Annotated in this window: 13 protein-coding genes; all 13 read left to right on the plus strand. The window is 36.5% G+C overall.

The genetic code is table 11. The features are described 5' to 3' along the window. Positions 1-15: 15 nt before the first annotated feature. Complete coding sequence (eno, locus tag LQV47_RS04140) at positions 16-1,308, plus strand: phosphopyruvate hydratase (RefSeq protein ID WP_047491487.1); 1,293 nt, start codon at positions 16-18, stop codon at positions 1,306-1,308. A gap of 83 nt (positions 1,309-1,391) precedes the next feature. Beyond that, positions 1,392-2,678, plus strand: coding sequence for a citrate synthase (locus tag LQV47_RS04145; RefSeq protein WP_230034123.1), 1,287 nt, complete (start codon positions 1,392-1,394; stop codon positions 2,676-2,678). A gap of 541 nt (positions 2,679-3,219) precedes the next feature. Beyond that, entirely contained in the window at positions 3,220-4,281 is a 1,062-nt protein-coding gene (locus tag LQV47_RS04150; protein ID WP_230034125.1) for a helix-turn-helix domain-containing protein, read from the plus strand. A gap of 79 nt (positions 4,282-4,360) precedes the next feature. Beyond that, entirely contained in the window at positions 4,361-6,535 is a 2,175-nt protein-coding gene (locus tag LQV47_RS04155) for an outer membrane beta-barrel protein (protein ID WP_230034127.1), read from the plus strand. A gap of 515 nt (positions 6,536-7,050) precedes the next feature. Beyond that, positions 7,051-7,965 (plus strand): arginine deiminase family protein, encoded by a 915-nt coding sequence (locus LQV47_RS04160; protein WP_230034129.1) that lies wholly within the window; start codon positions 7,051-7,053, stop codon positions 7,963-7,965. 79 nt (positions 7,966-8,044) lie between these two features. After that, entirely contained in the window at positions 8,045-8,968 is a 924-nt protein-coding gene (gene ctlX, locus LQV47_RS04165) for a citrulline utilization hydrolase CtlX (protein ID WP_230034131.1), read from the plus strand. Positions 8,969-8,989: 21 nt separating this feature from the next. Then, a complete protein-coding gene (locus tag LQV47_RS04170) occupies positions 8,990-9,349 on the plus strand; it encodes an S-adenosylmethionine decarboxylase (RefSeq protein WP_230034133.1) in 360 nt (119 codons plus the stop codon). A 2-nt stretch (positions 9,350-9,351) separates the two neighbouring features. Next, positions 9,352-10,806 carry a DUF4178 domain-containing protein gene (locus LQV47_RS04175; RefSeq protein WP_230034135.1) on the plus strand — a complete coding sequence of 485 codons (1,455 nt, stop codon included), beginning with the start codon at positions 9,352-9,354 and terminating at the stop codon, positions 10,804-10,806. After that, positions 10,803-11,000: a hypothetical protein gene (locus LQV47_RS04180; protein ID WP_230034137.1), complete on the plus strand. Its 198-nt coding sequence runs from the start codon at positions 10,803-10,805 to the stop codon at positions 10,998-11,000. Before LQV47_RS04175 ends, LQV47_RS04180 begins: the two co-directional genes overlap by 4 nt. Positions 11,001-11,010: 10 nt before the next feature. After that, a complete protein-coding gene (locus LQV47_RS04185) occupies positions 11,011-11,226 on the plus strand; it encodes a DUF350 domain-containing protein (protein ID WP_230034139.1) in 216 nt (71 codons plus the stop codon). Continuing rightward, a complete protein-coding gene (locus tag LQV47_RS04190) occupies positions 11,219-12,733 on the plus strand; it encodes a polyamine aminopropyltransferase (protein WP_230034140.1) in 1,515 nt (504 codons plus the stop codon). Before LQV47_RS04185 ends, LQV47_RS04190 begins: the two co-directional genes overlap by 8 nt. Then, the gene (locus LQV47_RS04195; RefSeq protein ID WP_230034142.1) at positions 12,708-14,297 is read left to right on the plus strand and encodes an NAD(P)/FAD-dependent oxidoreductase; all 1,590 of its coding nucleotides are present in this window, start codon (positions 12,708-12,710) and stop codon (positions 14,295-14,297) included. The genes LQV47_RS04190 and LQV47_RS04195 overlap by 26 nt, the downstream gene beginning before the upstream one ends. An 83-nt stretch (positions 14,298-14,380) precedes the next feature. Beyond that, positions 14,381-15,406, plus strand: a complete 1,026-nt coding sequence (locus LQV47_RS04200) for a hypothetical protein (protein WP_230034144.1) — start codon at positions 14,381-14,383, stop codon at positions 15,404-15,406. Positions 15,407-15,420 lie beyond the last annotated feature (14 nt).

The raw sequence follows: 15,420 nt of genomic DNA on the forward strand, positions 1-15,420 counted from the left end.
CTAAAAAAATAAAAAATGAGTGCAATTTCTTATATAGAAGCAAGACAAATTTTAGATTCCAGAGGTAATCCTACCATTGAAGTGGATGTATTTACAGAAAGCGGAGCAATGGGACGAGCAGCTGTACCTTCGGGAGCATCTACAGGAGAACATGAAGCAGTAGAGCTGCGTGACGGCGGTTCAGAGTATTTAGGAAAAGGAGTTCTGAAAGCTGTTGAAAATGTAAAAGAAGTAATTGCAGAAAATTTAGTTGGACAGCCGGTTTTTGAACAGAACTATATCGATCAGATCATGATTGATCTTGATGGAACTCCAAACAAAGGAAACCTAGGAGCTAACGCCATTTTAGGAGTTTCCTTAGCCGTAGCAAAAGCTGCTGCTGCAGAATTGGGAATGCCTTTATACAAATATGTAGGAGGAGTAAATGCAAACACACTTCCTGTTCCTATGATGAACGTAATCAATGGTGGATCTCACTCTGATGCTCCTATTGCGTTCCAGGAATTTATGGTGATGCCGGTAAAAGCTGATTCTTTCTCTCATGCATTGAGAAAAGGAACTGAGATTTTCCATAACCTTAAATCTATTCTTCATTCAAGAGGTTTATCTACGGCAGTAGGTGATGAAGGTGGTTTCGCACCTACTTTCAAAGGAACTGAAGATGCTTTGGATACTTTACTTCAGGCTATTGAAAAAGCTGGATATAAGCCAGGTGATGATGTGATGTTAGCATTAGACTGTGCTGCTTCAGAATTTTACAAAGATGGAGTATACGATTACAGAAAATTCCAAACTCCGGATGCTGCTCAGTTCTCAAGCAGTGAGCAGGTTTCTTACTTAGCAGAATTGGCCGCTAAATATCCTATTATTTCTATCGAAGATGGTATGCAGGAAAATGACTGGGAAGGATGGAAAATGTTAACAGATAAAATCGGTGACAGAGTACAATTGGTAGGTGATGATCTATTCGTAACAAACGTAGAAAGACTCTCAAGAGGAGTAAAAGAAGGAATTGCAAACTCAATTCTTGTAAAAGTAAACCAGATTGGATCTCTTTCCGAAACAATGGCTGCAGTACAAATGGCTCAGAATAACAAATTCACTTCAGTAATGTCTCACAGATCAGGAGAAACAGAAGATGCTACTATCGCTGATCTAGCGGTAGCTATGAACTGTGGACAGATCAAAACGGGGTCTGCTTCAAGATCAGACAGAATGGCAAAATACAACCAGCTGTTGAGAATAGAAGAGGCTTTAGGTGAAACAGCAATTTTCCCGGGATTAGAGGCTTTTAAAATTAAAAGATAATTGAATTTATAAATAACGGCAAGCGATAATTTTTGTTTGCCGTATTTTATGGAAAGTGGTATATTTAAAAAAAATAATAAATAATGTCAGACAACAAAGTAATATTGAATTACGACGGTAATTCATATGAATATCCTATCGTGGATAGTACTATCGGAGACAGAGGGATTGATATTTCAAAATTAAGAGACCAGACAGGTTTAATCACTCTGGATTTAGGTTACAAAAATACAGGAGCTACTATTAGCGACATCACTTACTTAGACGGAGATAAAGGGGAGCTATTCTACAGAGGTTATCCAATCGAGCAGATTGCTGAGAAATCTAACTTCACAGAAGTAATGTACCTTTTATTACATGGAGAATTACCTACTCAGGATCAATTTACTTCTTTCGACACCAATATTAAAAAATATAACTTCATCGCAGATGAGATGAAAAAGATCATTGATGTTTTTCCTCGTTCTGCTCACCCTATGGGAGTTTTATCTTCTATGACTTCTGCATTGACAGCTTTTAACCCTAAAGCCGTTAACGTAAACTCTAAAGAAGAAATGGATCACGCTGCTGAGCTGATGATCGCTAAATTCTCTCACCTTTGTGCTTGGACATACAGAAAAACTCAAGGTTTACCATTAAACCACGGGGATAACAATCTAAGCTATGTAGAGAACTTCTACAAAATGGCATTCAGATTACCAAACGCTGATTTCGAAATCGATCCGGTAGTAGTCAATGCATTAGATAAATTATTAATCCTTCACGCTGACCACGAGCAAAACTGTTCTACTTCTACAGTAAGAATGGTAGGTTCTGCACACACTGGTCTTTTCGCTTCTATCTCTGCTGGAGTATCTGCACTTTGGGGACCTCTTCACGGTGGTGCTAACCAGGCAGTAATCGAAATGCTTGAGCTTATCGAGAAAGACGGTGGTGATGTATCCAAATATGTGGCTAAAGCTAAAGATAAAAATGATAACTTCCGTCTAATGGGATTCGGACACAGAGTTTACAAAAACTTCGACCCAAGAGCGAAAATCATTAAAAAAGCAGCTGACGATATCCTTACTGCACTGGGGATTCAGGATAAAGCTCTGGACATTGCCATGCAGTTAGAAAGAGTAGCTCTTGAGGATGAGTACTTCATCGAAAGAAAACTATATCCAAACGTAGACTTCTACTCAGGTATTATCTACAGAGCATTAGGAATTCCTACAGAAATGTTTACAGTAATGTTTGCATTAGGAAGACTTCCGGGATGGATTTCCCAATGGAAAGAGATGAGACTGAAAGGAGACCCAATCGGAAGACCAAGACAGGTTTACCAAGGAGCTCAGGAAAGAAACTACATCGATATTGCAAGCAGATAATCTTTCATTTTATCATATTAAAATCCCAAAGCACGCTTTGGGATTTTTTATTTTTTCAGGATCAGAAGCTATTTCCCGCTATCCACTCATACTCCTCACTCCAATACCTTATCACCCCCATATCCTCCGGCTTTCCAGCTTATGTTGCGGGGTAACCGTTACTATAGGGGCTAAGAGTATAGAGGTGAGTAATAGGTAATGAATAATAAGTGATAAATAATCAATACAACTATTCTCATTATGACCCTTAGTCTTTGTCTATATTATATCTTTTCCGGCCCAAGGATATAAATAATGTTTTATCCATAACGTTTATCATTCAATAGAAACGGGCTTTAGCCTGTTAATAAATAGAAAAAAATCCACTGGCTTTAGCCAAAACCTAAAAAATATTTATCTATTTGAATTTCAATTCAATAATTTATTAAATTTACTGACTAAAGCTAAATGAATAAGCTAAATGAATTAAAACGAACTTAAAGTTTATTTCTATGGGTGGCTTTGTAACCTATTTCTGTAAAAAAATAAAAATTAGTAAATCATGACCTTTGGACAACAGATGTTATTTTTCTTCAGTGCAGTAGGAGCCTTCAATGGGCTTTTGCTTGGAATTTACCTGTTGTTTGTCAAAAAGCTGAAATATCTTCCGGATTTTTTCCTGGGGCTTCTGCTGTTGATGCTAAGTCTAAGAGTTGGAACTTCAGTAGGTATCTATTTCTATCCGGACTTACCGAGGATTATTCCACATTTGGGACTGTCAGCATTGTTCTTTACAGGTCCTGCCTTATTGTATTACATTAAATCTTCCTTTCAGCAGGAAGACTTTGATTTGAGAAGCTGCCGGCGGTTTTTTGGAATATTAACCCTTATTTTAGGAGCTGTAGGATTACTGTATTTATTCTTTCCGGTTACATGGGATCATTATTTTGGAACTTTTATTTATACAGCCTGGTCAGTATTTGTATTTCTGGCCATATACCAGTATTATATATTGTCAAAGCAGAATAGTAAAACTGCCAACAAATTTGTTCTTCCGGTACTGATCAGTAATGTGATTATCTTTTTGACATATCAGCTGATCTCTACAGGTTGGGTGGCGATCTATTGTGCAGGAGGAAGCCTGGTGTTTTCATTTGTATTGTATGCTAATTTTCTCATTTTATTTAACAAAAACCATCAACAGGTTTCTACCAAAGAACTTAATAAGTATTCTAATAAGAAAATCTCTGAAGAACGGGCAGACAGTTTTGTTTCAAAGCTGGAACGATTGATGAATTCAGAAGAACTGTATAAAAATCCAAATCTGAAATTAAGTGATCTCGCTTCCAGAATGAATATGTCTGCTCATCAGCTCTCCCAGTTGCTGAATGACAATCTGGGAAAAAGCTTTTCCACATATATCAATGAATACAGAATTGATGAAGCCTGTGAAAAAATTGAAAATGGGTCCTGTTTAAAGATTGAAGAGATAGGATATGAAGTGGGATTCAATTCCAAGTCTACATTTTTCTCTACATTTAAGAGATTTAAAAATACTACGCCTCTTTTGTATAAGCAATTGCAAGCCCCTTCTGATTCTAAGTTTCAGAGTTCAAATTTATAATTTCGTACTGCGGAATTTAAACTTCAAAACCCTATTCTTACTGCAAGCCAATACTTTTGATTCATAAAATTTAAAATTTATGAATATCAAATTATGGGTGCTTCTGTTGCTTGTGTTTCTGTCAACTTCTGGAAAAGCTCAGGATGTTTTAAAAGGAAAGGTCTCAGATTCTCTTACTCACATAAAATCTGCAACGACAAATATTTCAGAAGTGATTATCCAATCTGCTTCACGAAATCTAAAGTTAAATAATGGAAATATAGTGATGGCTGTTTCCGGTAATAAAGATTTTAAAACATCAACAAATCTTCTTGAAGTTCTTAGGAAAACTCCGGGAGTTTCGGTAGATCAGGAAAACGGAATTTTTATTGGGGGAAGACTAACCCCCGCAATATTTATTGACGGAAAACCTGTAGTGATGAGTAACCAGGAATTACAGGCGTATCTACGGTCACTGTCACCAGAAATGGTAGAATCAATAGAAGTCAATTCCAATCCTTCTTCAAAATATGATGCTGAATTCAAGGGTATCATTGATATTAAATTAAAAAAGAATACCAATCTTGGCTGGAAGGGAAGCTATAATGGAAATCTTTATGTCAATAAATTCAGTTTCCGGGAGAATTCTCTGAATTTAACTTATAATACAGAAAAGATTGCTTATAATTTGCAAGCAGGATACACTGACGGAATCTCAAGATATCGTTATCAGGCACTGCAGCGGCTGGCCAATACGAACATTATGCGAACCAATACCGATCAGGAAGATATGGGAACAGTCTATAGCATTCAAGCCGGCGCAGATTTCAGGCTGAATGATAAGAACCGGGCAAGTGTAAATCTAAGAGGGAATTTCCGGGAAAATGACCGTATCCGTTCAGGATCTTTATATACCACTGACAAAAGTGAAACGAAACTTGTTTCTCATACCGAAAGTGAAAATCCAATCGCTTATTCCCAGGATAATTACGGGATAACAGCCAGTTATTCTTTTCAAAATAAAGGCTTTAAAATTGATCTTTTGGGTAATTATCTCTCCGTTAAGAACAAACAGCAGGACGATTTTATCAATAGAAATAAAGGCTCATCAGAATTATTATCCTACTGGAAATCTGATCTTTTTAATAAAATTGGTATTTACACGGGCCAAATTGATGCTTCCCAAAAGATTGGAAACGCAGATATAGAAGCAGGAATTAAATACAGTCAGTCCGATACCAATAACAATATCAGGTATGATACCTTATCAGTAGCTGGACAGTTTACATTTGACCCGGCAAGAAGCAATATATTTTCGTATAAAGAGAAAATATGGGCTGGTTATTTGGCTTACAGGCAAAAATTTGGAAAGCTTCAGATCAATGCAGGAATACGGTTTGAAAACACAAACAGTATTTCTAATGCAGTTACGGTAGATTCTATCGTCTCAAGAAATTATTTGGAATGGCTGCCTTCTTTCAGTGCAAGCTATACCATTGATACCTCTAATGAGCTGTCTTTTTCTTACAGCAGAAAAATAACCAGACCTGTTTTTTTACAGCTTAATCCCTTCCGGTTTTATTTCAGCCCGTTGAATTACTGGATAGGAAATCCTTATCTGTTACCTTCTTTTACTAGCCAGATCAAGGCTACTTACCGACACAAAAACTGGATCACAAGTTTTACCATTGGAAAAGAAAAAGATGTAATGACACGATATCCGCTGTATAATCCGGAAACCAATGTACTGGAATACTTGGGAACCAATCTTCCTTACCGGAAATTTGCCGCTCTGGAAACCAGTTTTCCCGTTAAAATTAATAAGTGGTGGAGCGTAACAAGCCAGTTTGCAGGATACTATAACTATGAATTCAGACCCTATCTTGACGAGGTTTTTGCATTGAAGATCTATAATTATGAAATCAGACTGAACCAGGTTTTTACTCTGCCTAAAGGATATACCATTACTCTGTTTGCGAATTATGAATCCAAAACCGGTAACAGCCTTTACATCATAAAACCACGTTACACAGTAGATCTTTCAGTCCAAAAATTTTGGCTGGATAACAAACTGAACACCAAAATTGGTTATAATAATATTCTTGATTCTTATGATCAGCGCCTGGAATTCCGGCATAAACAGATTATGGATAATCGTTTTACCCATTGGTGGGATAGCAGCCGCTTCTTTCTCTCATTGAGTTATAATTTTGGAAGCTCAAAATACCAGAATAAAGAAATTCAGAAGACAGAAGAAGAGAATAGGGCAAGATAAAAGAAAACCTGCTTGAAAAAGCAGGTTCTTAATTTATTATGGACATTGGCATCTGTCGCACGTCCATATAAAGCATACTCCATTTTCGTCCCATTCGCAGCATCTTCTGCCAGTTGAGATAGGAGCTCCTCCCATAACGGATTTTTGTTGCTCTCTTCCTAATTTTTGTGCATTTTTCAGCACTGGATTGTTCTTGTTCATGATTTTGTTGTTTTGATGTTAAGTAGTTAAGTTTTAATTATAATTTCGCGAGAATTATATCACTAAGGTATGAAGATATTCTATGATTATACTATTTTTTTTCATTCTTATGTAGATGAAATATAGCAGGTTGTAGATCATATGTAATGAGAGATTTTGATTTTATTCCCGGATATCGGGTAAAATAGTAAGAAGGAAGTGAAAATTCCTGGTGGAGTTATTGTATTAATAAATTCAAAATTGCTGGATAAAATAATGCAAAAGTTTTGCAGGTAGAGTCCTTTACTTATATTTGTAGTATTGCATAAATCTTTATGAGACTAAACATTAAAAACGAAACGGGAAGGCTGAAGTCAGTAGTTCTAGGCCAGCCTAATTCTTTGGGACCCGTTCCCACATTAGAAGAAAGTTATGACGCCAAGTCATATTACTCAATCGAACACAATATCTATCCTAAAGAGGTGGATATTATCAATGAAATGAACGCTTTTGAAGCGGTATTGAAGAAGTATGATGTTGAAGTACTTCGCCCTAGCATTATCGAAGACTATAATCAGGTTTTTTCACGGGATGTAGCCTTTGTTATTGATGATAAAATGATTATTTCCAATGTGATTGCTGACAGAGCAGATGAGCAGGAAGCATACAAAAGCGTTTTTGAAAAAGTAGCCTGGAGAAAAATTATCAACCTTCCGGAAACAGCACATATTGAAGGCGGAGATGTAATTGTATGGAATGATTTTCTTTTTATAGGAACATGCTTCAGCGAAGATTATAGAAATTATAAAACGGCAAGAACGAATGAATATGCCATAGAAATTTTAAAAGAATATTTTCCCAAGAAAAGAATCATTGATCTTGAATTGAAGAAAAATGATAAAATTCCATTTGAAGGAATTTTGCATTTGGACTGTACCTTTAACCCGATTGGAGAAGACAAATGTATCATCTATAAAAACGGATTCGTAGACGAAAGCGATTATCGCTTAATTATTGATATTTTTGGAGAAGAGAACTGTTTCCATATCAATGACGAAGAGATGTTTGAAATGTTCCCGAATGTTTTCTCTATTTCGCCCGAAATTGTAGTTTCCGATAAAGCTTTTACCAGAATGAATAACCATTTGAGAAACGAATGGGGAATGATAGTAGAAGAAATACCTTACCGAGAAATCTCTAAAATGGGTGGTTTATTGAGATGCTCTACAATGCCCCTTGTGAGAGAATAATTGAGTTGTAGGGTAGTAGAGTTTAAAAGTGTGAGAGAATTTTTAATCTTTCAATCTTTTAATTTTTAAATTAAAAAATATGCAGACAACAGATACCGTATTAATGATAGAGCCGATAGCATTCGGTTATAACGCAGAAACTGCGAAAAACAACTATTTTCAGATTGAACAGACAGGGGTTGATATCCAGTCAAAGGCTTTGGCTGAGTTCAACACTTTTGTCGGAAAACTGAGAAATAAAGGAATCAACGTGATTTCCATAAAAGATACATTGGATCCTCATACCCCGGATTCTATATTCCCTAATAACTGGGTGAGCTTCCATAAGGATGGAAAAGTGGTTTTATATCCGATGTTCGCATCCAACAGAAGAGTGGAAAGAAGAGAAGATATTATTGAAAGCATCAAGGATCAGGGATTCGATGTTGCTGAAATTGATGACTGGTCATTTTCTGAAACTCAGGGACATTTTCTGGAGGGAACAGGAAGTATGATTTTCGATCATGATAACAAGATTGCTTATGGATCTGTCTCTCTAAGGCTGGATGAGCAGTTATTCAGAGACTTCTGTGCAAAATATGATTTCACACCGATTGTTTTTCATTCCTATCAGACCGTAGGTACAGAAAGGCTTCCCATTTATCACACCAATGTAATGATGTGTGTGGCAGACAAATTTGTGGTAATCTGTCTTGATTGTATTGATGATGAGCTGGAAAGAGAAAAAGTAATTGAAACCATCAAAAACTCCGGAAAAGAGATTGTAGAAATTTCTGAAGAACAAATGCAGCAGTTTGCAGGAAATATGCTTCAGGTTCAAAATAAAAATGGAGAAAAGTTCCTGGTAATGAGCCAGACAGCATATCAGTCTTTACATCCTGAGCAGGTAGCAGCCATTGAAAAGTATTGTGAAATTATCTATTCCGATCTTAATACCATTGAAGTAAATGGTGGTGGAAGTGCGAGATGTATGCTTGCTGAAGTTTTTCTGCCAAAAAAATAATATATTTACAAAAAAAATTAATTGAAACCATTATCAAGTAAAGGTTTACATATTCTTCTGACTTTGGAAACAGAGTCAGAAGATTTGTTAATAGACAGCAAGGGTTTTCTGGAATTTACGGAAAGTATCCTGGCCACTAAAGATGTGGAAATTGTAGGAATTACCAATCATATTTTTGACAATCAGAGCTTCACGGCTGCAGTATGTCTCAAGGAGTCCCATCTTTGTATTCATACCTGGCCGGAATTTAAACAGCTTACTTTTGACGTTTTTCTTTGTAACTATACTCAGGACAATACTTCAAAGGTAGAGCAGATTGCAGATGAGGTAATTCAGTATTTTAAAGCTAATACCATTCAAAAACACAAAATTAACAGATAAAAATGCATTATGTCTGCCCTGCATGTGATTCAGAAAATAAATTAGACCTTACGTTTCCTGTCAAAGAATACGTTTGTCAAATCTGTTCTCATCTCATTGACCTAACTACTAATAAATCTTCAAAACACCTGAATGTTCCTACAGAAAATGTAGTGTTGGACGTTGGGAAAAAAGGGAAAATTGAAAATGTAGAATACACAGTCGTTGCTATTATAGTCAGAAAATATGGAGCCAATATTTTTTGGCGTGAATATTATCTGAAGAACAATAAAGGAGAAGGTGCTTTCCTGAGTGAAAGTGATGGCCATTGGGTATTTCTTACCCCCATGCATCCTAATGATTTTAAGAGTAAAAATTCTAAACTGGCCACTTATGCCGGTAAAAACTATCGTTGGTACGAAACTTCTCAATGCAGTATTCATGCAGCAACAGGTTTTTTTGAAGATAAACTTGATTTCACCCTGGCTACTTACAAAGAATATGTAAATGGGACTCATATGATTTCTCAGGAGAATTCAGGAAGGGAAACAAACTATTTTTACGGAACTCATATTTCAAAGCATACTATTAAACGGGCCTTTACGCTTTCCCATATGCCGAACTCTTCAGGCATTGGAATCGTTCAGCCCTATTATGTGAATATGAAGGAAGCTGTTAATATCTTTTGCGTAGCGGGACTTTTAATATGCCTGTTCCAGTTGTATGTGTATACTTCCAGAACCAATGAGACGGTTATAGAGCAGACGGTTAATTTTTCAGATGTACGGGATAAAGAGCTTATCAGTAAAAGCTTTACCCTTTCAGGAGGCTCAGCACCCCTAAAGGTAAATGTTTTCTCGAATGTTGATAACTCGTGGGCAAATGTTCAGTTGAGCCTTGTCAATGAAAATACCAATGAAGCGGTATATACCTCGAAGGATATAGAACAGTATCATGGTTATGAAGATGGTGAAAGCTGGTCTGAAGGAAGCCAGTCTGAAGAATTCAACCTTTGTGGAGTAGGAGCAGGGAAATATCATTTTGTAATTTCAGCAGAAAATGAAGGATCTTACCCTGTATTAACCAATTTCCAATCACCGGATTCAAAGGTGACAATCTCTCGCGATAAAATGGGAAATATAGGGGTTACAGACAATTTTAAAGGACTTTCTACAACTTTTACAGACGGAAAAACGCTGGATAAAGATTCATCGGAAACAGCAAAACTGATGAGAGAATCTTTTGGAACACAGAAACTGGATTCTTTAATTACTGCTGAAGCCATCAGGTCTTCCGCCGGCCTATCTTCAGATAATTCTTCTGTTCAGATCAAAGCGACATGGCTTCCCGTTTCATTCTGGAATTTTACATTTATATTAGTCATCATGATTATTCTTTACGTGCTCATGCGCGTTGGAAGGTATTATTTTAATTTTAATAAGTGGAAAAATAGTTCAAACTCACCTTACCAAGCATGATTACAAATATTTTTAACTATATAAGAGAAAATTGGCTCCTTTCGCTGGTAGGAGGGCTTTTCCTGAGCTGGTTTGTATACCTTACTTATCAGGGAAATCAGGTTTGTGACTGCCAGAAAACAGAAACTTACCGTGACGGAACTACCAGAGCCCATTCTACCGGAAGAGGATTTTACAGATATTATCACAAATAAATTATAAACTATGGACAACTTCAATGTATTACCCATAATCAATTCGGTTCTCTATTCATTTTTAGGAATCGCTATTTTACTGGTGTGCTATTTCATTATAGAAAAACTGACCCCTGAAAAAACATGGCATGAGATCTCTCAGAATAAAAATATCGCTTTGGCCATTGTATTCGGAGCATTTATCATAGGAATTTCAATGATTATAAGCGCCGCAATTCATGGATAAAAAGAGAATCTCTCATGAATTACTCTTGCTGTTTTCTGTATTTGTCATCGCTACCTGCGGACTGATTTACGAATTGGTTGCCGGAGCTTTGGCAAGTTATCTTTTGGGAGATTCTGTTAAACAGTTTTCTTTCATTATTGGAGTCTACCTTTTTTCAATGGGAGTAGGTTCCTATCTTGCGAAATTTGTGAAAGGAAATCTCATCGATAAATTCATTGAGATTGAAATTTTGGTGGGAATCATTGGCGGAATAAGCTCTGTTGTATTGTTTGTTCTCTTTAATACATTAGCTCATTTTGAAAGTGTTTTATATCTTTTTGTCTTTTTTACAGGATGCTTAGTGGGGGTGGAAATTCCATTGCTCATGAATATTTTAAAAGACAGGGTTAAATTTAAAGATTTAGTTTCAAACGTTTTTGCTTTCGACTATATTGGTGCCTTATTGGCCTCGATCCTTTTTCCTTTAGTCTTAATTCCGAAGTTGGGAATTGTAAAAACGCCTTTGTTTTTTGGACTGATTAATATTTCTATCGCCATATTTTTATGCTTTTATCTTAAAAAAGAATTATCAAAACCGATTTCTTTAAGGATAAAATCAATAGCAGCATTTGCTTTGTTGATAGGCCTTTTCATTTTTTCAGATACCATTTTATCCTATTCTGAAGAGAAGTTATATGGTGAAAATGTGGTCTACACCAAAAGTTCACCGTATCAGAGAATTGTTTTAACAAGAAATAATCATGAATTTCGGTTATACTTAAATAATAACTTACAGTTTTCTTCCACAGATGAGTACCGTTATCATGAAGCGCTTGTGCATCCCGCGATGTCTATGGCGAAAAATATTGAGAATATTCTGGTGCTGGGAGGAGGCGATGGTTTTGCAGTCCGTGAAATACTGAAATATAAAGAAGTAAAAAAAATTAGTCTTGTAGATCTTGATGGAGAGATGACCCATTTCTTCAAAACCAATGAAACCATGCGCGGGCTGAATCAAAGTTCCCTATCCAATCCTAAGGTGGAAGTGATTAATAAAGATGCTTATATATGGGTAAAAGAGAACAAAAAGAAGTTTGATGTTGTGATTATCGATTTTCCTGATCCATCCAATTACAGCCTGGGAAAGCTGTATTCCTTACAGTTTTATAAAGAACTTGAAAGATTGACAAAGCCGGAGACTAAAATTGTAGTGCAGACAACATCACCCTATTTTGCTCCCAAATCTTTCTGGTGTATAGAGAAAACAATGAATCAGATATTCCCTTTTACTGCTGCTTACCATACCTATGTTCCCTCATTTGGAGAGTGGGGATTTTCAATGGCTTCCTATGAACCGGTAAACAACAGGATTTTCAGAAAGCTTCCCAATTTAAAATATTATGATTACAATTTTTCACAGTTATCCTACTTTAATAAGGATATGAAGGTGAAAGAGGTAGAAGTTAACCGTCTGGATAACCAGATTTTAGTTCGTTATTTCGATGAAGAGTGGGGGAAAGTTCAGTAGGAAGGATTTTCTTACAACAGTATTGCTGGGCAGTTTGATGCTTCCTTTTCTACAGTATTGTGGAAAGAAAGTGAAGGCTGTGCTTCTTCATATTACCGGGACCAATCATATTTTGGGACATAAGTTGTGGGCAAAAGATTTTCCACAATTTTCTGAAGTTATCCACACAAAATACCTTATTGTGGGTAGTGGGATCTCCGGACTTTCAGCCTGCCGATTTTTCAGCCAGAATAACGAGAACGATTATCTTATTTTGGAAATGGAGAATCATTTAGGGGGTAATTCCTCCAACGGAAAGAATAAATTCTCCAAGTTCCCTTTGGGAGCCCATTATCTACCCTTACCCAATAAAGAAAATATTGAAATCATTGATTTCCTGGAGGAATGTAAAATATATCTGGGTACAGACGAGCACGGTGAGCCTGTTCTTGATGAGTACCAGATGACTTTTCCACAGCAGGAGAGATTGTTTTTCAAAAACTCATGGCAAAATGATATTGTTCCTCAAAAAGGAATCTCCACAGAAACCCAGAAAGAACTTGACCGGTTTTTCAAAATGATGGATGGTTTCCGTCTGAAGAAAGATGCACTTGGAAAATATTGGTTTGCTATTCCTGTTGAGGATTCCAGCAGGGAAGATGAAGTAGTAAGGCTGGAAAATATGCTGTTTAAGGATTGGCTGAAAGAATATTATTTTCAGTCTGAAGAGCTTTTGTGGTTGCTGGACTATTCATGCAAAGATGATTATGGTTTAGGGATTGAGTTTGTTTCTGCATGGGCCGGGATTCATTATTTTGCAGGCAGAAAAAATAACTGGAGCCAAAAATACAAAGATCAGGTTTTCACCTGGCCGGAAGGAAATGCCAGACTGGTACAGCATTTTTCCAAATATACCAAAGGGAAATTATTACCTAAAAATTTAGTTTTTGATATTAAAATTGGTAATTCCGTTGAAGTATTGAGCTTTGATAATACAGAGAAGAAAACCAAAAAGATCATTGCTGAAAAGGTTTTATGTGCAGTACCTCAATTTGTAAACGAGAGAATTTTCAATCATAAAAAAGCATCATCATTTAACTATGTTCCCTGGTTACTCACTACCATTACATTGAAAAATGAATTTGGAGGTGATGAAGAACTGGCGTGGGATAATGTGATCTACAGGTCAGCCGGCTTGGGTTATATTTATGATCAGCATCAGAATGTTAATCAGATTATGGGTGAAAAGGTGATTACCTATTACAAAAGCTTCTCTACCAATGACTGCAGAAAAGCCAGGAGGAAACTGTATGCAATGAAAGAAGACGAGCTTAAATCTTCTGTACTGGAAGATTTAAAGAAAGCCCATCCGCTGATAGAAGACTTTATTCTGGATATGCAGTTTCATAAAATAGGACATGCCATGATTGCCCCTGTTCCCAGCCAGATCTTTGGGGAGGCTGCCCAGGCAGCAAAAGAACCTATAGACGGCAAAGTTTTCTTTGCACACTCTGATCTTTCCGGAATATCTATTTTTGAAGAAGCGTTTTATCAGGGACGAAGAGCTGCCGGGCAAATGATATGAAATCGCTTTTGACTGATAAAACCTCAGGACAAATGACAATGCTGAGACTATAAATGACTATTTAAAAACAAATTAATATCCACATGAAACAGCCCTGGATACATAATGCAAAAACAGACTGGTGGTTTATTTTGTCCCCACCATTCCTTATTCTGCTGATCATCTTCCTTTTTCAAAAGCAGATTCAGGAACTCGAAAGCAGTTATTCTTTCTATACCTGGCTCTTCCTTATTGTTTTTGTGGATGTTGCCCATGTTTATTCCACCTTATTCAAAACTTACCTGGTAAAAGGCCGGGTTCAAAAAAGAAAGCTGCTGTATTTGGGAATCCCGATGCTAAGCTGGTTGCTGGGGATTGCCTTATTTCAGTTTGGCAATCTGACGTTTTGGTCGGTGTTAGCATTGGTGGCTGTTTTTCACTTTATCCGTCAGCAGTATGGTTTTATGAGGATTTATGTCCGCTTTGAACCCGGTAATTGGAGTAAAAGAATAGATGAGGTTGCGGTGTATGCTGCCACCATTTATCCAATGCTGTATTGGTTTAAAACACCACGTGCCTTCACTTGGTTTGTCAGCAATGAATTCGATTGGTTTAAAAGGCTCCCGGATTATACTGGTCTTATAACCGTTTTATATGTTATTATCCTTCTAATATGGATTTCAAAGACTGTTTTTGTTGCGGTGAAAAATAGAAAACTGAATATTCCCAAAACATCACTTATTACCGGAACCTATCTTTCATGGTATTTTGGAATCGTCTATTTTAATGATGACCTTATTTTTACTTTTCTAAATGTTATTTCCCATGGAATCCCTTATATCGCATTGATCTATATCCGTGAAATCAAACAGAAAGATGATGAGCAGTTGAATAGATTGCTGATCTTTAAATCTGTAACAGGAATCTTTTTATTTGCAGGAGTACTTTTGGCTTTCGCTTTCTTTGAAGAGCTTTTGTGGGAAACGTTGGTCTGGAATGAACACTTCTCCCTGAACTTTACAATATCAGAGAATATCCTTTCATTTTTGATCCCACTGCTGGCAGTACCACAGCTTACCCACTATCTTTTGGATGGGTTTATTTGGAGAAAACCAAAAAAAGTTAACTAAATTTGCTTGTAAGG

Origin of the sequence: Chryseobacterium sp. Bi04, from assembly GCF_918698085.1 — a bacterium.
In the GTDB taxonomy this organism is placed as follows: domain Bacteria; phylum Bacteroidota; class Bacteroidia; order Flavobacteriales; family Weeksellaceae; genus Chryseobacterium.